Genomic DNA, 19,593 nt, shown 5'->3' on the forward strand with positions numbered 1-19,593 from the left:
ACGTCGAACACCTCCCTCAACGGCACGGGAGCCTCGTGCGTTGCGAACCCCGACGCCTTCCCCCGATCGGTGGCCACGCTGAAAAAGCTCACTGAGTGGGTACGTGGGACGAGATCCTCGTACGATGCCTTGTCAGTGGCAGCGGCTACGGTGGGCCGCACCGGTTACTCGGGAGGTGTGACGCGGATGACTGCCAGCGCTGAACATCTCAAAGCCCTCGTCAGGGCCCATGCCGAGGCCGACGACGACCGTTTCTACAGCATCGCCCTGCAGGTGGCGGCCAAGTCCGCGCGTCAAGGGCACGGCAAGTTCGCGCTAGAGCTGCGCGAGCTCGTGGAGTCGATGCGGCGGCAGGGCGCGAAGACCATCGGTGCAGTCGGTCCGACGCCTGTGGTTCAGCCGCGAGGTGAACTGTCGAGCCTGCTGACCGCCTGGTATCCCGATGTCCGACTCGACGACATGACCCTCGCCACGGAACTACGCGCTTCCCTCGACCGGGTACTGCACGAACAGCGGCAGCGTGCTCGACTTGAACGCTTCGGCTTCATGCCAGTCCACCGGATTCTCCACTCCGGCCCCCCTGGCACCGGCAAGAGCATGACGGCAGCTGCGCTGGCCGGCGAGCTGTCCCTGCCGCTGTTCACAATCCGCTTGGACGGATTGATCAGCCGTTTCATGGGTGAGACAGCGTCGAAGCTGCGTTTGGTGTTCGATGCCGTGGCCCAGACGCGGGCGGTCTACCTGTTCGACGAGTTCGACGCTCTGGGTGCGCAGCGAGCCGTGGGCAACGACGTGGGCGAGGCACGACGGATCCTCAACTCCTTCCTGCTGTTCCTGGATGAGGCTCCCTCGGAGAGCCTCGTGGTAGCGGCCACCAACCATCACGAGATCCTGGACCGGGCCCTGTTCAGGCGCTTCGATCTGGTGATCGCCTACGAGGCGCCCACGCCTGAGCAGGCGGTGGAAGTGATGCGCAGGAGGCTCGCGGGAATGGACACCAGCACAGTACGGTGGCCCTCTGTAACCGAGCATGTGGCCGGGCTGAGCCACGCGGAACTCGTGAAGGCTGCCGAGTCCGCGGCCAAGCAGGCCATTCTGGGGGGTGCCGACGTGATCGACGATCGCTTGCTGCTGGATGCTCTGAGTGAGCGGCACGCGCTCCACCATGCCTGAGCCGCACACGTCCCCCAGCACCCCCCACCTCCTCGTTCCCTGGCCTGGCCGCACACTGCGGCCCAAGCAGCCACGTCCCGCCCCGGGCGGAGACCATGTGGACCGGTCCGCAGATCGACAAGGGCATGTGGCCCGCCTGGTCGGTGGACTTGAGCAGGCTCGCGATGAAGCAGTGGATGTACGCGCTGAGATCCCGGAGCCGTACCGAGCGGATGGCTTCGCGGTCCGCATCGAGGCCGCGGCCGGCTACAACCTCACTCTGGAGGCCCTCGACAGGTCTGGCCTGACGCTCATGAGTGTGCATCCGCCCGTCGATCAGAACCCCGAAGACGCGCTGGTGTGGGTGCCGTACGAGAAGATGGCGGACTTCTCTCGCCGTATTCAGGAATTCACCCAGAACAACCCCGGCGGCACGCCCAAGCAGGCGGCCCTCGTCGCCAACATGGAGTCGGTCCAGCGAGCGTTGTTCCAGCATCTGTGGCAGGAGAGCGAACCTCTGCCGCCTATGGAGGAACGACGTTGGTGGGAGCTGTGGTTCGACCCACAGATCGCCGAGTCTGATCCCGTCGCGAGCCTGCGGGAGTTGGCCGCGGAGAAGCAATGGCCGGTTGCTGAGCTCGCGCTGGCGGTCGGCGAGCGTCTCGTTGCGCACGTCCAGGCCTCCGGCGAAGAGTTGCAGGCCCTTTTGGGGACCAACGCCTGCCCGGTAGAGATACGCCGACCCACCTTCGCCCAGGAACTGCACGGCGTGGACCGGTCTTTCCAGCATGCTCTGGTGAACGACCTCGCCGGACGCATCCAGGCCGCCACGCCTGATGCTCCCGTGGTCTGCGTTCTGGATACGGGAGTGAGCCAGGAGCACCCGCTGCTGAAGGCTTCATTGCACGGCCGGGCGCACAGTGCCCTCCCCCTCCAGACGCCGGCCGACCGGCACGGGCACGGCACCGAAATGGCGGGCATCGCGCTCTACGGAGATCTGGCCGAGCCGCTGGAAAACCAGGGGCCCGTCGTACTGACGCACGGACTGGAGTCCGTGAAGATCCTGGACGGCGTGACGGCGCAGGCAGTGCACCCGCGCACGTACGCGGAAACGACCGCAAATGCCGTGGCCGCAGCCGAGATCGAGGCGTTGAGCGCAAGCCCACCGCGCGCCCGGGTGTTCTCCATGGCAGTCACCGATCACTCCACAGAGGCCAAGAACGGCACCGACGGCACACCGACCCTATGGTCCGCCACGCTCGACGCCCTCGCCGCGGGAACAGATGTGGTGGCGCACGACGACCGCATTGAGCTGATCGGTGCTCCGGATCCGGACGCCTCGCGGCTGATCGTCGTCAGCGCGGGCAACATCCGGGGGCTCGAGCCGCAGCACATCCGCAACCCTGAGGGCCATCTGGACCATGTGACGATGTGCGATCTGTCGCGGATCGAAGAGCCCGCGCAGGCTTACAACGTCCTTACGGTCGGAGCGTTCACCGAACTCACCGAGGTGCCCGAGGATCCTTCGTTCGCGGGTTTCCGGCCGCTCGCCACATCTGGCCAGCTCTCCCCCTTCAGCCGGACGTCCGTCGCACTGACAGGAACGCCCGTGGTCAAGCCAGACATCGTCATGGAGGGCGGCAATCTGCTGGTCGATCCCGGGGAAACCTTGCTGACCCCGCACGACGTGGTCAGTGTGACCACGACCGGTAAGGACTTCTTCCGGCAGGTCTCCTCCGCGAACGCAACCAGCTCCGCCACCGCTCAGGCCGCCCGCCTCGCCGCTCTTGCCCATGCCGCGTACCCCGGGTTGTTCCCAGAGGCCGTGCGCGGGCTGCTGGTGCACGAGGCGCGCTGGACGCCCGCGATGACCGGATCCGGCCTGCACACGAGCACCGGTCGCCCGCGGCTGGCGAAGAAGGACCTGATGAAGCAGGTCATGCGCCGCTACGGCTGGGGCATACCGAACGCCCAGCGGGTGCTGTCCAGCGCCGCCAACGCCGTCACCCTAATCGTGCAGAGCCAGCTGATCCCATTCCGGAGGGCTCCCGGTGGGGGCGTGCGCCTGGCGGAACTGCATTTGCACGAACTCCCCTGGCCACTGGAGCAGTTGCGGGAGCTCGGCCCCGCCACCGTCGCACTTCGGGTGACACTGTCGTACTTCGTCGAACCCAACCCGGGACGCCGCGGCATGCAGGGCAAGTACAGCTATGCCTCGCACCGGCTTCGGTTCGCGATCAGGGCGCCGGGCGAATCCGTGGACGGTTTCGAGCGGCGCATCACTGAACAGGCAGAGGCCGAATCTGACACTCCTGCCCATGCCAAGGCCTTTGAGGGGGACAAGAACTGGCTGGTCGGCAAGAACGGCCGCAACCAGGGGTCACTGCACTCCGACATCTGGATGGGCTCAGCGGCTGAGCTGGCCGACTGCGGCGTCCTTGCCGTCCATCCCTCCGGCGGTTGGTGGAAGAGCAATAACCGCACTGACCGTGTGAGCCGACCCGTGCGCTACGCCCTCCTGGTCTCGCTGGCAACCGATGAGGTCGAGACCGACCTGTACACCCCGATCGCCACCAAGCTCGACGTTCCGATCCTGGGCGCACTGGAAGTTCGCAGCGAGGCCGGCACGAGCCTGCCGGTTCAGACAGAGATCGGCTGGTAGGCTTCCGCGCCCCATATCGCGCTGCGCGTTCGTCGTCGGCACAGTGAAGTCATCGAAGGTCAGCTGCAGTTGTAGGCCCAGGTGCCCGATTTCGAGGTCGATGCCGAGGGCAGCGGCGTGCTCGACGAAGTGCTTGCGGTAGCCGCTGTCGACCCAGACCTTGCTCAGGGAGGGGTGGTCGGTGACGGCCTACTCCAGGTGGGTGCGGCCGACGGTGGAATCCTGGACACCTGACGCGGTGACCAGCAATGTCGATATCGCGGTTTCGGCGATTGTCCAAGCGGTCCATGCGTCGCCCTGGGCGAGCTTGACCATGGTGAGGGCGGCGGCGATTTACCTGCTTTGGGGCGCCTCGCTCGTGTCGTATGCGCGGGCCGCGGCGGCGGTGAAGTGGTCGAGGGCCTGGGAGTATCGGCCCTGGGCGAGGGCGAGGTGCCCCTGTCACAGCAAGCCGTACTAAGGCATCCGGATGCTCGTCGGCTTTGGCGAACGTTCGCCGTCTTCCGGCCCGTTCGAGGATGTTCCGATCGTGAGGCGCTCGGTGATGATCGCCCGTGCGGCTTCGCCCTTTCGGGTGGGCAGCAGCGGGTAGACGTGGATGAGGCCCTCGGCCTCGTGGAACTCCATGTCGACCCCCGCCTCTTTCGCGCGGTCGCGTAGCAGGTGCGCGTCCGGGTTGAGGACGTCGTGGGTGCCGCTGAAGACGGTGAGCGGGCCAAGCCCTGCCAGGTCGCCGGCCAGCGGGCTCACGCGGGGGTCGTCGGTGGGCAGCTCGCCGCGCCAGAGTTCTGAGAACACGCGGCCGCCGGGCTCACCCAGCCAGGGATCGGTGGGCTGGACCTGCGGGATCCGCGGGTTGGACCAGGACAGATCCAGCGCCGGGGAAATGAGCACGGTCCTGGGCAGGGTGACGTTGTGCCGGTCACGCAGGACCATCGCGGCGGACAGGGCGATCTGGCCCCCGGCGGAGTCCCCGGCGAGTCGTACCTCTCCGTGCCGCTCGCGCGCCTCCAGGACGAGGTCGACGACGGCGCTCACCACGGCGTCCGCCGTGCCGAACGGGACCAGTGGGTAGATCGGCACGACCACGGTGGTCTGGGCCTTGGCGGCGATCTGGGCCACCAGTTGCCAGTGCGCGGCGGCGATCTCGTACACCCAGCCTCCGCCGTGGGCGTACACGACGGCTCCCCGGGTTGGGCCGGCTGTGGGACGTACGCGGTACACCGGCCAGCCGTCGCGACGTGAGACATCGATGGTCACCGGAAACTTGAGTTGCTGCGGCGGTCCGTACGAGCTGGGCCGCAGCGCCAGGTCGTCGACGAGGGCGCGTGCCCGTTCGGCCGAGCGGAACGGGCGATTGCGGCGGGCGGCACGCAGGTACAGGGGGAAGGCCCATTCGGGAAGTCGCATCAGAGTCGGCTCCAGACGAGGAAACGCGCGCTTGCGCTGCTTTGGGGCGGAACATCAATGAACGGCGCCGAGTTGCTCGGCGAGTGCGGGCAGGCGTGGCTCGGGCGAGCAGGTCGAGGGTGTGAGTCCGGACTCACGCCCTCGACCTGCTGCTCAACGGTCTGCGAGGTGCCCGGGCCTATTGCCTGCCGGTCACACGCTGGTCCATTCCGGTCGGCTCGATCCGCGGGGAACCAGCGGCGGCTGCGGCCACGCGGGCGGAGTGTGGCTGAAGGAGACCGGCGGCGCCAGCATGTGGACGTCGCCCAGCGGCGATTCCGCATCGAACGCGCGCGGCTCGCGCAAGCTGTGCTCGTCGTCGATGCCGGCCTGGCCCGGGTCGACGAGTCCGAGGGTCTGGTACCACATAGCGGTGCGGGTGAGGTTTACGGTGACGTGCCACGAACCGCCTTCGCGGGCCTGTTTGACCAGCGCGGCTGCCGCGCCGGCGGCGCCCATGTAGCCGGTGATGAAGTCGTTGATCATGCCGGTCGGTGGCAGCTTCGGGTCCTCCGGCGTGCCTTCCAGCGTCATCAGCCCCGACGCGGCCGAGCCGTTCATGTCGAAGCCGCCGCGCTCGGCCCACGGACCGGTCGAGCCGTAACAGGTGACCGAGACCATGACGATGCCCGGGTAGCGCTGCGCCAGTTGTTCGGGAGCGAGGCCGAGGCGTTCGAGTTTGCTGCCGCGGTGGTTGTTCACCACCACGTGCGTGTCGGAGAGCAGGTGGTCGGCGCGCTCTTGGCCGCGGTCGGTGGTCAGGTCGACGTAGGCGCTGCGCGAACCGACGTTGGCTTCGGCGTAGATGAACTCGTGCTCGTAGTCGTTGGGCCGGGTCGCGCACAACACTTCGGCGCCCTGTTCGGCAAGTGTGCGGCCGACGGTCGGACCGGCAATGGCGTGCGTGAACGACAACACTCGCACGCCGTCGAACGGCCGCTGCGCCGCAGACCATGCGCGCCGCGGCGCGTCGCCGATGCGGCGCAGGCTGATCACCGGCTGGGTGGCCAGCAACGCCCCCTGCGGATGAGCGAGCCATTCCTCGGGAGTCCGGGCCACGCACAGCGGCAGACCCTCGGCGTTGGCCTTCTCCTCCAAGTCGAAGGCGTCCCATGTGGCGAACGCGGCGGCGGTCCTGGCGGGGTCGGGCGGGATGTCGAGGAAACGCTGCCAGTGTGCGGCGAGGTGCGGGTAGACGCCCGACGCCATCACGGTGCGGCCGTCGCGGGTGCGGTAGGGGGTGAGCAGGAACGGATTTTCGATGACCAGAGGGTGCGGGGCCGGTTCACCGGCCAGCGTCGGGTTCCAGTACGCGTTGGGCGTGATGTGGTGGACGGCTTCGCGCAGGTCGAGCGCGAGGTCCTGGGCTGGGAGGCCGCGGAGCCTGCCGAAGGTGACCGCGCCGACGGCGCAGGCCGCCATCGGGATGGCGATGCACGCGCCGAGTCGGTGCCTGGCGGGCACGATCGGGTCTTCCCCGGTGAAGGTGATTGTGCCGCCGGTGTCGGCCGAGGTCAGGCCGATCGGGTCCAGTAGACCGTCCAGGGCGTGCAACGGGTCCATCGAAGCCTCCGAAATTCAATATACCGATCAGCATCGGATACTGATCAGTATCCGATGCGGAACGGTATCTGATAAAGGGTGGAGTGCCAAGGGGAACCACGAAGAGACGCCGATCACCGTCGCTGCGCTGCTGGACGCCGCGTTCGAACTGTTCGCCGAGCAGGGCTACGGCGCCACGTCGATAGCGGACATCGCCGCGCGGGCCGGGCTGACCAAAGGCGCGTTCTACTCCAACTTCGACAGCAAGGACGCGTTGTTCCTGGCCCTGTTCGATCAGCAGTGGCGTGAGCGCGTCACCCGGCTGCGCTAGACCCTGCCGATGGGAGCCGCGCTGCGGGAGCGGAGGCGGACAGCCCAACGGGTAATCCACGTCCGCCGCCGACACCGGCACCGTGGAGAACCGGTTCGGCTGCGGATCGACCAGACGAGTGATTCGTCAATGCCGGCCGATGCTGTCCTGTCCGCTCATGATGTGCGGCATGAGTGGCGATCCCGCGCCCAGGGCCGTCTGCGGGACTACGTGATCGAACAGATCCTCGCGGTCCCATCAGCACGCCGAGCAGCGCACCCGGCGCGGCCCGAAGCGGTCGACCAGGATCTGCATCGGGGTTGCGGATGGCGTACAAGCTGAACTCGGTCGAGATCAGTAGCCAGCGGCGGTCCGCCTCGGGATCGGCGGAGTGCAGGAGCGTCCCGTCCACCAGCGCTCGCGCACGAGTCCGGCCTCCTTCAGGCGCGCGAGCGCGAGATCCAGGAGCCGGTCGGCGCGGTCTTCCTGCGTGAGCCGCTCGCGCAAGTCAGCCAGCACGCTGCGATGGAACCCGGGGTCGTCCAGTTCCATGGCCATGGCGTACTTGAAGTCGATGCGACACCGGACCGCCTCCGCGGCCTGACGGTCCGACAGGCCGAGCAAGAACAGCAGCACGCTGACGGTGGCCAGCTGGGCTGGCGAGATGCGGGGGCGTCCGTCGCGCAGGTACCAGCGCGCGAAGTCCTCGTCGCGCCACAGACCGTCCGGTCTCTCACCCACATCGCCGTCGTGCCGCCCGGGTTCTCGCCCGCGCGATCTGCGCGGTCAGAGGTCTATAAGTGCACTTATGCCCGCTTTGCGGATTGAGATAGTTTCGGAGTGGCATTGAGGCTAGCCGGCGTCCCGGGAGAGGGACTCGATGGCCGCCTCGATGAGGTGCAGGGCGACCACCGCGGCCCGTTCGAGGTCGGACTCCTGGGTGCCGGTGAAGAGCTCGATGATGATGGCGGTCGCCGCGACGGCCACCATCCGGGGGCCGACGGAATCCGGGGCGACGCCGAGGTCCTCGGCGACGACTCTGGTCGATTCGCGGATGGCGTCGTCCATCCGTGCCGTCCGCAGCGCTGCCAGTTCGGGGTTGGCGACGAACATGCGGCGTTCCAGTTCGACCATCTCGTCGTCGCCCGACTCGTGTTCCGCCAGCAGCCACCGCCCGAGGACGTCCACCGCACGCTCGTCGGGGCTCCGCTCGCGCATCGCTTCGGTCAGCCGGTCCGCGCCCTCGCTGAACTTGGACATGGCGATGTCCTGCTTGGAGCGGAAGTACATGGCCACCGTGCGCGGCGAGACCTCGGCCCGCTCCGCGATCTCGGCCACCGTCGTGGCGTCGTAGCCCTGCTCGGCGAACAACTCGAAGGCGGCACGGATGACCGCCTCGCTGCGCCTCGCCTTGCCGCGTTCCCGCAGACCTTGCTTCACCATGACGCCAAATTACTACAAAGTTACAACCCATCGCAATGTTGCAGTCGACTGCAAACTTAGCTTAGGCTGCAGTCATCTCGACGGATCGGCGAAAGGGAACAGTCATGGCTGGAAAGTTGTACGAGGGCGGCGGCCGACCGGGCGACCAGGTCCTGGTCACCGGCGGCAGCGGCTTCGTGGCGAGCCACCTCGTCCGAGAGCTGCTTCAGCAGGGGTACCGGGTCCGGGCCACCGTCCGGAACCTGGCGGACACCGCCAAGACGGCACCGCTGCGGGCCCTCGCGGTAGGGGCGCCCGGCACCCTGGAGCTGGTCGAGGCGGACCTGATGCGGCCGGGGTCGTTCGACGAGGCCGTCCAGGGATGCCGGTACGTCTTCCACGTCGCGGCGCCGTTCCTCATGCCCGAGCAGATCCGCGACGGCCAGAAGGACGTCGTGGAGCCCGCGCTGATCGGCACGCGGACGGTCCTCGAGGCCGTGGAGAAGGCGCAGGACGTCGAACGCGTCGTGCTCACCTCGACCCTCGGGGCGATCTTGGGCGACTACGCCGACATCCTGGACGTGCCGGACCGCATTGCTCGCGAGGACCTGTGGAACACCACCAGCACCGTGGCGAACAACCCGTACCACTTCGCGAAGACCGCCCAGGAGCGGCTCGCCTGGGAGTTCGCCGGGGCGCAGGATCGCTGGTCGCTCGTCACGGTCAACCCGGGTCTCGTGCTCGGTCCCTCGGTCACGCCATCGTCGAACTCGGGCAGCCTGTTCGTGATAAACGAGCTGATGAAGGGCTACTTTTTCTTCGGCGCGCCGAATTTCTCCTTCGCGTTCGTCGATGTCCGTGAGGTGGCGCTGGCGCAGGTGCGCGCCGCGCAGCGCCCGCAGGCCAGCGGCCGCTACATCCTCGCTCGGCCGGAGATGGTGTCGTTCCTCGACATGGGTCGCATCATCCGCGGCCGGTACCCGCGCCGGTACGTCGTCCCGCGCCACGCGGTACCGGACGCCGTCGTCCGGATGCTCGGGCCGCTCTTCGGGTTGACGAAGGACTACACCCGCAAGCATCTGGGCATCCGGTTTGGCGTCGACAGCCGCCGCAGCGTCGATGAGCTGGGCATCGACTACCGGCCCGTGGCCGAGACGGTTCTCGACCACTACGAGGCATGGAAGACGCTCCGGCGGGCATGAGTTCGAGCCGCTGTGCGGTCCGCGCACGTAGCTGTACGGTCCGCGGGCGTTGAGTGGATGTCAGGTCCGATTCTGGTAGCGGCCTCGTCCGGGCTGAGTGAGAAAGCCTTGGCGGGTGAGGCGACCGAGGCGGCTGCGGGTGATGTTGACGGATGCCTCGTCGGTGGGCATGTCGAGAAGTTCGTGCAGCTCACGGGCTCTGAATACGGGGCCGGGATGCTGGTTGAAGGCGTTCACGATGGCCTGGTAGGCGGTGCCCGTCTCGGGCGGGCCGGGTTCGGCTCCTGCCGGCGCGACCTCCGCGACGACCTCAGGGAAATCTCGAGGGGCGGGAAGACATGACGGGCAAACCGGCGTCGGTGCCGGTCTTGCCCGTCGCTACCGGCCGACGGCGATCGGCTGGCCGCATGCTGTTTGCCGGTTGCCTATCAGGGTCCTGCCGAGCAGGACGTGGCCGATCATGATCGGGTAGATCACGGCGCGTTCGAACATCCCGATGTTCCACGCCCAGCCGGTGAGCACGTCGGCCATGAACACCGGGAACGCGGCCAAGCCGACGACGCCCAGCACGATGCTCGCGGTCCGGCGGCCGCGACCCATGCCGACCCTGGCACCGTTGGCGCCGACGACGATCGCCATGATGTTGCCGGCGAGCATCACGGCCTGCGCACCCAACTCGTGGAACGCGACCAGGCCGTTCGCGACGTCGGCCTTGGAATCCTGGAAGATCCCCACCAGAGACACTCCGATGCCGGACACGGTCGCCAGCACGACGATCGCGATCGGCCGCGGGCCTTGGCGCAGATCGAAGGTCAGCAGTGGGCCGACGATGAGCACGATGCCGTACAGGACCCAGCCAGTGTCCATGACCGCGCCCAGCGGAGAGTTGCCCACCTGCCCGAACGTGACCTGACTCGGTCCGGTCAGGCCGAGATGGCTGACCCAGTTGTAGAACGGCGAGTAGTGCGGGTGCTGCCAGGCCGCCGCCGTGACGAGTTCGGCGGCCCACGCCACCAGCGGACCGGTGAGCAGCAGGAGCGCGCCGAGGCGGGCGGCCGCGCCGGAATGCACGATCGTCTTCACCGCAGCGCCATTCCCGGCACGCGGGCGCGGATCGCGTCCAGGGTCGCCTCGTCGGAGATCGTCCAGGGCGTGCAACGGGTCCATCGAAACCTCCGAAGTTTAAATATGCTGATCGGTATCGGATACTGATCGGTATCGGATGCGGAACGGTATCTGATAAGGTGTGGGGGTGCCAAGGGGAACCACGAAGAGACGACCGATCACCGTCGCTGCGCTGCTGGACGCCGCGTTCGAACTGTTCGCCGAGCAGGGCTACGGCGCCACGTCGATAGCGGACATCGCCGCGCGGGCCGGGCTGACCAAAGGCGCGTTCTACTCCAACTTCGACAGCAAGGACGCGTTGTTCCTGGCCCTGTTCGATCAGCAGTGGCGTGAGCGCGTCACCCGGCTGCGCCAGACCCTGCCGATGGGAGCCGCGCTGCTGCGCGCGGTGGAGGACGGGACGCTTCTGCACTCCGCCGATCCCGAGGCGGACCGCCGCTGGCTACTGATCTCGACCGAGTTCAGCCTGCACGCCATCCGCAACCCCGAGGTCGCCCGGTTGCTGGTCGAGCACGAGAAACGCGGCCGGGCGGCGCTGGCCGAGCTGATCGAGCAGGCGTTGCGCTCGATCGACCGGGAGCCGGCGATCTCGCTGGCCGAGTTGACGCGCATCGTCGTCGCGGTCACGGAAGGTGCCCAGATTCAGGCCCTGACCGAACAAGCGGCGCACGGCACGACGGAACCGCGCGCCGGCAACGCCGTGCTCCGCACCCTGCTCGACCACCTGACCACACCCACCCGATGACGCCCGCGCGCAGCGAGGTCGCGAAACAGCGCGGCTCGATCGACCGGCAGCCGGACGAGCACGAGGCGTTCAAACGATGGCTGGCCGGCGCCACGTCCTCCTCATCGCACTTCCAGCCGCCGCCGGAGACCGGGCGCGGAGGCTGACAGCCCAACGGGTAATCACGTCCGCCGCCGGTGCCGGTGCGAGGGGCCCGCGCCCAGGGCCGTCTGCGGGACTACGTGATCGAACAGATTGAGACCGTGCCGATGGCCGCCGAGCAGTACGACCAGTAGGTCAGCGCGTTCGCCACCTTGATCCGCCCGGCCACGGAAGCCGCGGAGCGGCCCGTACTGCGGCCACTTCCGCAGGGTCCTAGCGCGCAAGCGGCAGCTGGGCCGCGATCTTCTGGGCCGCCTCTCGCACCAAGTGGCCGTAGGGTTCGAACAGTTCCGCTCCGACCCGCGCCTTCGGAGCCGAGATCGACAGGGTCGCAACGGGCGTCCGCCCGGGGTGACGGATCACGGCGGCGATGGCGACCGCCCCCTCGGCCAGCTCCTCGTCGGCCATGGCGTAGCCGTTGTCCCGGACGCGTTCCAGCTCCTCCCGCAGCCGTTCAGGGTCGGTCAGGGTGCGTGGGGTGGCCGCCGCGAGCGGGCGGCCGAGGTACTGGTCGAGGTCGTCGTCGGAGAAGGTCGCCAGGTAGGACTTTCCGTTGGCCCCGCAGTGGAGCGCGGTGCGGCCGCCCAGCGGGTGGACGGTGCGCAACTGGTGCGCGCTGTCGATGCGTTCGACGAGGACCATCTCGTACCCGTCCGGGATCATGAGATGGATGGTCTCCCCCGTCGCCGCCTGGAGTTCGTTGAGCACGGGCACGGCCAGGTCGCGCAGGTGGGCACTGTTGGCGACCTTGGCGCCCACGCTGAAGGCGCGGCTGGTCACCTCCCACTGCCCCGCGGAGTCGACCCGGGCCCACCCCGCCTCCTCGAGGGTGAGCAGGCAGCGCTGCACCGTGCTTTTGGGCATGCCGAGGCCGCGCGCGAGGCCGCTGAGGCCTGCGGGCTGACGGTCAGCCACCTCCTCCAGGACCCGCAACGCGTTGAGCACACTCTGCATGGCGCCTCCTCCCCTGTTCCGGCCCCTCGTCGCGGGCCGGGCGTCATTCAGCCGGCGGGGCCGTAGGGGGCACTTACGCGCAAACCCTTGACGGCCCTGTCGGGGCTGCCTACGGTCCTCGCTACCAGCTGGTCCACATTGCAGCACATCGGTCCACAATGTGGACCGAAAGGGGATCTGATGTCAACAGCAGGCCAGAAAACTCCCGCTCCCCCCGCACCGGACGCCACCACCCGACTGGACAAACGCGGCCGCCGTGCCTTCACCGGCGCCGTGGGCGGCTGGGCGATGGACGGCTTCGACGTGTCGATCTTCGCGCTGATCGCCGCGCCCGCCTTCAAAGAACTCCTGCCTGCCGCAGGACAGTCCCCGTCCGAGATCAACGTGGGCTTCTACACCCAGTTGAGTGCGGCCGTCTTCCTCACCGGCTGGGGGCTGTCCTTCATCTGGGGCCCCGTCGCCGACCGCTTCGGACGCCGGCCCGCGATGATCGGCAGCATCCTGACCTTCTCGGTCTTCACCGCCTTGGCCGGCGCGGCCAACAGCCCCTGGTGGTTCATGGCCTGCCGCTTCTTCGCCGCGCTCGGTGTCGGCGGCGAATGGGCGATAGCCGGCACGGTCGTGGCCGAGGCCGTGCCCGAGAGGCTCCGCAGCCGCATGGGCGGCTACATGCACTCGGCCACCTACGTGGGATCCCTCCTCGTCAGCCTCGTCTACCTCGCGGTCGGCCAGAGCCTGGGATGGCGCGGCCTGCTCTTCCTCGGCCTGCTGCCCGCGCTGCTCGTGCTGTTTCTGCGGCTCGGCATGCAGGAGCCGGAACGCTTCGACGCCGTACAGCAGAGCACAGCCTCCGCTCCCGGCGCCAAGAGCGGGTTCCTCGCACCGCTCAGGACGGTCCTGCAGCCGCCCTACCGGGCCCGCAGCTGGGGCAACCTGGTGCTGTTGGTCGTGAGCGTGATGGGCCTGTGGGCCGGCTCCACCTTCGGGCCAACGGCCATGGTGCACATGGCCGAAGCCGCCGGGCGGGACGACGAGACCCGACTCGCCTCGCTGGTCAGCCTCGTGTCGACCGCCTGCACCATCATCGGCTGCTGGGCCGTCCCGCACCTGACCGACCGGTTCGGGCGCCGCCGCACCCTCGCGGCGCTGTACGGCCTGATGGCCGTCGGCATCCTCGGTGCCTACGGTCTCGCCTACCCGCGCGGGGACATCCCTCTCTTCTTCGTGTTCGCCGTGGTACTCGGGTTCGGCGGTGCCAACTTCGCCGTCTTCACCGTGTGGCTGCCCGAGCAGTACCCGACCGGGATCCGTGCGACGGCCTTCGCCTTCGCCACCACACTCTCCCGGCTGGCCGCCGCCGTGGGCACGCTCCTCATCGCCTGGGGCATCACGGCCACCGGGTCCCTGTCCCTGCCGCTGGCGCTGACCGCCGTCCCCTTCATCGCCGGCATCTTCCTCGTCCGCCTCGTCCCCGAAACCCAAGGTCAGTCCCTGCCGGAGTGACCCGGCAGGCAGACCCGCAAGCTGCTCGAACAGACCTCGGCCGCGTGCGAAGCGCTCGTCGGCGGCGCACTCGCCTCATCTCCGAACTTCGGCCGCTTCAACCGGGTCGGCTCGCTCCTCCAGTACGTTCCGGCTGGTGGAGCCACCGGGCTCCACGAAACCGGCGGCCTTTGGGCCGTGATCCTGGAAGGGGTGCTGCGTCAGGGCGCTTTGTTCATGCCTTCTGGCAAGGTCTTCCTCAGCACGGCGCACACCAGCGCCGACATCGAGGCGACCGCCGATGCCCTCGACCGGGTTCTGCGGCGGTTGTGACGTCCCGATCTAGTCTCCTCTCTCGCCAACTGCGAGACGCCTACCACCACTTCGCCAGGTCTCGACCAGTTCGGCCACGGCCGCGCCGGACCGGGTCGGACCTCCGTTCCTGAGCGCGGCCGCCCCCTCACCCGGCGCGTCGGCGGAACCGCTCGCTGCCCCCTCGAAGCGTCAAGGCCCGAGGTCCCGCGACGATCCCGGGTCGAAGGGCGCTCACCGCAAGCCGGGGAACCAGTCCACCCGCACGTGCCCCCCTACCCGCCCCGGGCCAAGTCGCCCTCCCGTTCCTTCGCGGCTTGGCCCGGTCCACCCCCGTGAAAGACATCATGCTGAACCTCTCGGTCCTGCTTGAGGACTCCGCCCGCAAGTACCCGAACCGGGACGCAGTGGTCCTCGGGCCCACGCGTCTGACCTACGCCCAAGTCGAGGCCGCCGCGAACCAGGTCGCCAACCTGCTCGTGGAGCGTGGCATACGGCCCGGCGACAGGGTGGCGCTCAGCTGCCCCAACGTGCCGCAGTTCCCGATCGTCTACTACGGCGTGCTCAAGGCCGGCGCGGTCGTCGTCCCGCTCAACATTCTGCTCAAGTCCCGCGAGGTGGCCTACCATCTGCGCGACGCCGAAGCGAAGGCCTACTTCTGCTTCCAGGGGACCGCCGACCTGCCGATCGGCGAGGAGGGCTGGGAGGCGTTCAACGAGGTCGAGACCTGTGAGCACTTCTTCCTGATGACAGCCGATCCGGCAGCGCCTTCACCGATCGAGGAAGTTGGAGAAGCGAAGTCCCTGGAGGGAGCTCAGACCATCGGCGCGGCGCTCGCCGGCATGTCGCCGGTCTTCGACCCGGTGGTCACCGAGGCCAACGACACCGCCGTCATTCTCTACACGTCGGGCACGACGGGCCGACCCAAGGGTGCGGAACTTACCCACGCGAACACGATGTTGAACGTGATGGCCTGCAACCGGATGTTTCTCAGCCGACCGGCCACGGACAGCCATCTCATCTGCCTGCCCCTGTTCCACACGTTCGGTGCCACCGTCCAGATGCACGCAGGGTTCTCGATGGCCGCGACCCTCCACCTCGTACCGCGCTTTGACGCGCAACAGGTCGTACGGCTGATGGAGACCGAGGAGATCACCTTCTTCGCAGGCGTGCCGACCATGTGGTGGGGCCTGCTGGGCGCCCTCACGGACGCCGTCGACGTCAGGCGAATCGCGAGCAACTTGCGGGTCGGCACGTCCGGCGGTGCCGCCCTGCCCGTCGAGATCCTCCGCCAGGTCAAGGAGAAGCTCGGTGTGCAAGTCCTCGAGGGTTACGGACTCTCCGAGACGTCGCCGGTGGTGACATTCTCCGATCCCGACTTCGGGGCACGCCCCGGGTCCATCGGCGTCCCGGTCTGGGGCGTCGAGGTCAAGCTGGTCAGACAGGACTGGTCGGAGGTCACGGCTGTGGGTGAGGTGGGAGAGCTCGCGGTCAAGGGCCACTGCGTCATGAAGGGCTACTACAACCGGCCGGATGCCACCTCCGAGGTGATCCAGAACGGCTGGTTCCGCACCGGTGACTTGGCCCGCAGGGACGAGGACGGCTTCTACTACATCGTCGACCGATCCAAGGACCTGATCATCCGCGGCGGCTTCAATGTCTACCCGCGCGAGGTCGAAGAGGTCCTGATGACACACCCGGCGATCAGCCTCGCCGCGGTCGTGGGTGTGCCCCACCACAGCCACGGTGAGGAGGTGAAGGCTTTCGTCATCCTGCACTCGGGGGCGCAGACGTCTCCCGGCGAGCTGATCGCGTGGGGCAGGGAGCAGATGGCGAGCTACAAGTACCCGCGCATCGTGGAGATCGTCGAGCATCTGCCGACAACTGCCACCGGCAAGATCCTCAAACGCGAACTCAAATAACGCCTGCCCGTCACTCTGGACCGGCACGGCACCAATGTCGGCATCGCCCTGGACGCGATGCACTGGCTGAACCTCCAGGACGAGTAGGTGCAGCCCATTCACCCGGGCTGGGGACGCCACACTCTCCAGCGGTCCCGCGCCCCGCTGCGGGAGATGGTTAAAGGACACAAGCGCCAACGCCCCAGCACGCACCAGCTTGGATCTGCTGAAGAGCCCGCGTGACACGCCGTCCAGGGCGTAGCGACGGAAGCGGGTGAGACGGTCTGCCACGGGCCACAGCGTTCCGGCAGGTCACGCCAGGAGATCCCGGCTCGGATCTTGTAGACCATCCCCCGTTGATGACCCGTCGGTCCGACACCCTCGGCTGGCCCGTCACAGCTCGCGGTATCAGCGGAGCGAGTAACTCCCACTCCTGATCGGTGAGTTCATGACGACGCACCACCCCACCATGATCCACCACCCGATGATCTTTGAAGACGGGCCCTAGCTCCCGGTCGTCCGGGTGTCCGCCTAGGAGCGCCATGCCAGAAAAGTCACATTCAAGGCACTCGCTCCGCTTGCTAGCCTCAGGGCACATTCTTACGCCAATGCGTGAGGGGCGACCCTTGGCCACTGTCATCCCCGCGGCGGGTAACCTGCCTACGGCCCTGACCAGCTTCGTCGGCAGGCACCGCGAGGTCGCTGAGATCCGCCGTCTGGTGGGTGTGGGGCGGCTGGTGACGCTCACCGGAGCGGGCGGCGTGGGCAAGACGCGGCTGGCGCTGGCGGCCGCCGCGGCCTCCAGGAAGGCGTTCCCGGACGGCGTGTGGATCGTCGACCTGGCCGCGGTGTGCGACCCGTCGGCGGTGGCCGCCTCGACCGCAGGTGCGCTGCGGGTTCCGGGCCGCGGAGACAGGCTCGCCCTTGAGCAACTCGCGGATCATCTGGCCCGGCATCGGGCGCTGATCGTGCTGGACAACTGCGAGCACCTGATCGACGCGTCCGCGGGGCTGGCGAAGGCACTGCTGTCGGCCTGTCCGGAGCTGCGTGTCCTGGCGACGAGCCGCCAGACGCTGGGGGTCACGGGCGAGCACGTCTTCGTCGTCCCCACGCTGTCGATACCGGACGAGGCGGTCGAACTGCTGCAGGAGCGGGCCTCGGCCATCCGTCCGGACTTCCGCGTCACCGACGCCAACCGGGCTGAGGCCGCCCGGCTGTGCGCCGACCTCGACGGGCTGCCGCTGGCCATCGAACTGGCCGCGACGCGGCTGCGGTCGCTGACCGTCGACCAGGTCGCGGAGCGTCTGGAGGACCGCTTCGCCCTGCTCACCGGCGGCTGCAGAACCACGCTGCCACGCCAGCGCACGTTGCGCGGGATGATCGAGTGGAGCTACGAGCTGTGCACCCCCGCCGAACAGCTGCTGTGGAACCGGCTCTCGGCCTTTCGCGGCGGCTTCAGCTTGGACGCGGCCGAGTACGTGTGCGCGGGGGAGGGCATCAAGGCGCATGAGGTACTGGACCTCCTCGACCGGTTGGTGTCCCAGTCCGTCGTACTGACCTATGAACGCGAAGGACTGCCTCGCTACTGGCTGCTGGAAACCATCCGCACGTACGGCCTTGCTCGACTGGCCGAGACGGGTGAGGAGCCGGGTCTGCTGCGGCGGCACCGCGATTTCTTCCTCGCCCTCGCCGAACGCACCGCTTCCGCATGGTACGGCCCCGGCCAGGAAGAGGCTCTGACCCGGCTGCGTGCCGAGCACGGCAATTTCCGGGCGGCACTGGAACTCGGGACGAGGGTTCACCCAGCCGTGGCCGCGCCCGTCCCGGCAGGGCTCGGGACGCCGCAACCGCACCGGCCGGAGCGGGGGATCGCGGATCCCGCGGACGCACAGGAGGCGCTTCGCCTGGCCGCGGCGCTGCGATTCCACTGGTGCGCCGATGGTTTCCTCGGTGAAGGGCGCCGTCACTTCGACCGTCTTCTCGCGGCGACACCCGAACCCACCCCGGTCCGAGCCGAGGCACTGTGGGCCGCTGCCTGGGTGGCGATGCTGCAGGGAGATCTCGCGGCGGCCGACCGGTGGCTGGACGAGGCCAAGGAGCTGGGCGAACGGCTGGACCACCCGTCGGTCCGGACCTATATCCAGGGCTATCGCGGCGCGTCGGCGGCCTTCCAGGGGCGGACGGCGGAAGCCGTGCGTCTTTTCGAGGGTGCGCTGGTCGCTCACGAGGCGGCGGGCGAAGGACCGCAGGGGCTGTTCTGGCTCTTCCAGCTGGCGGTCGCGCAGGTCCATCTCGGGGACGCGCGCGCGGCGGAGGAGGCCGGCAGGCGCGCGGTGCGGCTGGCGGAAGCATCCGGGGAGCGTTTGTTCGGGTCCTACGCGATGTGGGCGCTGGGCTACGTGCTCTGGGCACGTGGCGACACGGAGGAGGGCACGGCGCTGACGCGAGCGGCGCTGGAGATCCTGCAGGGCTTCAACGACTACGTCGGGACCGCGATGGCACTGGAAGTGTTCACCTGGAGCACGGCGTCCCGCGGCGACCACGAACGGGCGGCACAGCTGCTGGGCGCCATGCACGCCCTCACCCGCATGGGAGCCCCTCCCGTCTTCGGCGGGCACCGCACCCGCTGTGAGGAGGCGGTCCTCTCCGCGCTCGGCCCGGACGGATACGAGAAGGCCCTCGCGGAAGGCGCCCGGCACGACAGCCCGAGCCGGGCCATCGCCCTCGCCCTGGACACGACCACCACGCCCGACACCGGGCCCAGCGCCCCGGCCACCACCACGCCGTGCCCGCTGAGCCGCCGGGAACGACAGGTCGCCGCGCTCGTGGCCCAGGGCATGACCAACCGGCAGATCGCCGCCCAGCTGGTGCTGTCACCGCGCACGGTCGACTGCCACATGGACAGCATCATGACCAAGCTCGACTGCAGCCGCCGCGCCCAGGTTGTGGCCTGGTGGGCGGCGAACCAGGTACCTACCCCGTAGAAATTAGGTACCCACCCCGTAGAACTACAGATGTCCGCGAACGGGCTCGCAGCGATGCTTCTCGCATGAAGCACAGCACGCAGGGCGGGCTCGCAACAGCGCACCCTGCGAGCCGGCGCCGCTCAGACCGCCCCGGGCACCGAGAGCCACGCCCTCCGGCCACACGCGGATGAACGACGCCGACGGGAGCACTTCTGTCCCCCTTATATG

The 19,593-nt window shown here is 68.4% G+C and carries 16 protein-coding genes; 9 read left to right on the forward strand and 7 right to left on the reverse strand.

The window, feature by feature from the left end; genetic code table 11:
* Window positions 1–1,173: AAA family ATPase (locus ACFY1U_RS28040; RefSeq protein WP_390696880.1), on the forward strand; the 1,173-nt coding region annotated here is incomplete at its 5' end.
* A gap of 97 nt (window positions 1,174–1,270) precedes the next feature.
* Window positions 1,271–3,814 carry a S8 family peptidase gene (locus tag ACFY1U_RS28045; protein WP_390696881.1) on the forward strand — a complete coding sequence of 848 codons (2,544 nt, stop codon included), beginning with the start codon at window positions 1,271–1,273 and terminating at the stop codon, window positions 3,812–3,814.
* Between the two features lie 456 nt (window positions 3,815–4,270).
* On the opposite strand, the gene ACFY1U_RS28050 is transcribed toward ACFY1U_RS28045, so the two are convergent.
* Both ACFY1U_RS28050 and ACFY1U_RS28055 read right to left on the reverse strand, forming a co-directional pair.
* Window positions 4,271–5,224 (reverse strand): alpha/beta hydrolase fold domain-containing protein, encoded by a 954-nt coding sequence (locus tag ACFY1U_RS28050; protein ID WP_390696882.1) that lies wholly within the window; start codon window positions 5,222–5,224, stop codon window positions 4,271–4,273.
* 192 nt (window positions 5,225–5,416) lie between these two features.
* Window positions 5,417–6,685 (reverse strand): CoA transferase, encoded by a 1,269-nt coding sequence (locus tag ACFY1U_RS28055; protein WP_390696883.1) that lies wholly within the window; start codon window positions 6,683–6,685, stop codon window positions 5,417–5,419.
* Here ACFY1U_RS28055 and ACFY1U_RS28060 point away from each other — a divergent pair.
* Window positions 6,657–7,136 (forward strand): TetR/AcrR family transcriptional regulator, encoded by a 480-nt coding sequence (locus ACFY1U_RS28060; protein WP_390696884.1) that lies wholly within the window; start codon window positions 6,657–6,659, stop codon window positions 7,134–7,136. The two genes, ACFY1U_RS28055 and ACFY1U_RS28060, sit on opposite strands and share 29 nt — an antisense overlap.
* Window positions 7,137–7,469: 333 nt before the next feature.
* On the opposite strand, the gene ACFY1U_RS28065 is transcribed toward ACFY1U_RS28060, so the two are convergent.
* On the reverse strand, window positions 7,470–7,856 hold the full coding sequence (locus ACFY1U_RS28065) for a transposase (protein WP_390696885.1): 387 nt from the start codon (window positions 7,854–7,856) through the stop codon (window positions 7,470–7,472).
* Window positions 7,857–7,967: 111 nt separating this feature from the next.
* Window positions 7,968–8,558 (reverse strand): TetR/AcrR family transcriptional regulator, encoded by a 591-nt coding sequence (locus ACFY1U_RS28070; protein ID WP_390696886.1) that lies wholly within the window; start codon window positions 8,556–8,558, stop codon window positions 7,968–7,970.
* Between the two features lie 104 nt (window positions 8,559–8,662).
* On the opposite strand from ACFY1U_RS28070, the gene ACFY1U_RS28075 reads away from it, so the two are divergent.
* On the forward strand, window positions 8,663–9,739 hold the full coding sequence (locus tag ACFY1U_RS28075) for an NAD-dependent epimerase/dehydratase family protein (protein WP_390696887.1): 1,077 nt from the start codon (window positions 8,663–8,665) through the stop codon (window positions 9,737–9,739).
* A 60-nt stretch (window positions 9,740–9,799) separates the two neighbouring features.
* On the opposite strand, the gene ACFY1U_RS28080 is transcribed toward ACFY1U_RS28075, so the two are convergent.
* Both ACFY1U_RS28080 and ACFY1U_RS28085 read right to left on the reverse strand, forming a co-directional pair.
* Window positions 9,800–9,976: a hypothetical protein gene (locus ACFY1U_RS28080; RefSeq protein WP_390696888.1), complete on the reverse strand. Its 177-nt coding sequence runs from the start codon at window positions 9,974–9,976 to the stop codon at window positions 9,800–9,802.
* A gap of 141 nt (window positions 9,977–10,117) precedes the next feature.
* On the reverse strand, window positions 10,118–10,822 hold the full coding sequence (locus tag ACFY1U_RS28085) for a DUF998 domain-containing protein (protein ID WP_390696889.1): 705 nt from the start codon (window positions 10,820–10,822) through the stop codon (window positions 10,118–10,120).
* A 169-nt stretch (window positions 10,823–10,991) separates the two neighbouring features.
* On the opposite strand from ACFY1U_RS28085, the gene ACFY1U_RS28090 reads away from it, so the two are divergent.
* The gene (locus ACFY1U_RS28090) at window positions 10,992–11,609 is read left to right on the forward strand and encodes a TetR/AcrR family transcriptional regulator (protein ID WP_390696890.1); all 618 of its coding nucleotides are present in this window, start codon (window positions 10,992–10,994) and stop codon (window positions 11,607–11,609) included.
* Window positions 11,606–11,755, forward strand: coding sequence for a hypothetical protein (locus tag ACFY1U_RS28095; RefSeq protein ID WP_390696891.1), 150 nt, complete (start codon window positions 11,606–11,608; stop codon window positions 11,753–11,755). The genes ACFY1U_RS28090 and ACFY1U_RS28095 overlap by 4 nt, the downstream gene beginning before the upstream one ends.
* 208 nt (window positions 11,756–11,963) lie before the next feature.
* Here ACFY1U_RS28095 and ACFY1U_RS28100 read toward each other — a convergent pair whose 3' ends face one another.
* Entirely contained in the window at window positions 11,964–12,704 is a 741-nt protein-coding gene (locus ACFY1U_RS28100) for an IclR family transcriptional regulator (RefSeq protein ID WP_390696892.1), read from the reverse strand.
* Window positions 12,705–12,884: 180 nt separating this feature from the next.
* On the opposite strand from ACFY1U_RS28100, the gene ACFY1U_RS28105 reads away from it, so the two are divergent.
* The 3 genes from ACFY1U_RS28105 (at window position 12,885) to ACFY1U_RS28115 (ending at window position 19,383) form a co-directional block, all read left to right on the forward strand.
* Window positions 12,885–14,207: an MFS transporter gene (locus ACFY1U_RS28105; RefSeq protein WP_390696893.1), complete on the forward strand. Its 1,323-nt coding sequence runs from the start codon at window positions 12,885–12,887 to the stop codon at window positions 14,205–14,207.
* A 638-nt stretch (window positions 14,208–14,845) separates the two neighbouring features.
* Window positions 14,846–16,420, forward strand: coding sequence for a long-chain fatty acid--CoA ligase (locus ACFY1U_RS28110; RefSeq protein ID WP_390696894.1), 1,575 nt, complete (start codon window positions 14,846–14,848; stop codon window positions 16,418–16,420).
* Between the two features lie 605 nt (window positions 16,421–17,025).
* A complete protein-coding gene (locus ACFY1U_RS28115; protein ID WP_390696895.1) occupies window positions 17,026–19,383 on the forward strand; it encodes an ATP-binding protein in 2,358 nt (785 codons plus the stop codon).
* Window positions 19,384–19,593 lie beyond the last annotated feature (210 nt).

The sequence above is a fragment of the Streptomyces sp. NPDC001351 genome, assembly GCF_042896045.1.
Taxonomy (GTDB): Bacteria; Actinomycetota; Actinomycetes; order Streptomycetales; family Streptomycetaceae; genus Streptomyces.

Bases quoted from the DNA above. Each gene is read 5' to 3' on its own strand.
- ACFY1U_RS28050 (WP_390696882.1), bottom strand. From the start codon at position 5,224: ATGCGACTTCCCGAATGGGCCTTCCCCCTGTACCTGCGTGCCGCCCGC.
- ACFY1U_RS28055 (WP_390696883.1), bottom strand. From the start codon at position 6,685: ATGGCGGCCTGCGCCGTCGGCGCGGTCACCTTCGGCAGGCTCCGCGGC.
- ACFY1U_RS28070 (WP_390696886.1), bottom strand. From the start codon at position 8,558: ATGGTGAAGCAAGGTCTGCGGGAACGCGGCAAGGCGAGGCGCAGCGAG.
- ACFY1U_RS28075 (WP_390696887.1), top strand. From the start codon at position 8,663: ATGGCTGGAAAGTTGTACGAGGGCGGCGGCCGACCGGGCGACCAGGTC.
- ACFY1U_RS28095 (WP_390696891.1), top strand. From the start codon at position 11,606: ATGACGCCCGCGCGCAGCGAGGTCGCGAAACAGCGCGGCTCGATCGAC.
- ACFY1U_RS28100 (WP_390696892.1), bottom strand. From the start codon at position 12,704: ATGCAGAGTGTGCTCAACGCGTTGCGGGTCCTGGAGGAGGTGGCTGAC.
- ACFY1U_RS28105 (WP_390696893.1), top strand. From the start codon at position 12,885: ATGTCAACAGCAGGCCAGAAAACTCCCGCTCCCCCCGCACCGGACGCC.
- ACFY1U_RS28110 (WP_390696894.1), top strand. From the start codon at position 14,846: ATGCTGAACCTCTCGGTCCTGCTTGAGGACTCCGCCCGCAAGTACCCG.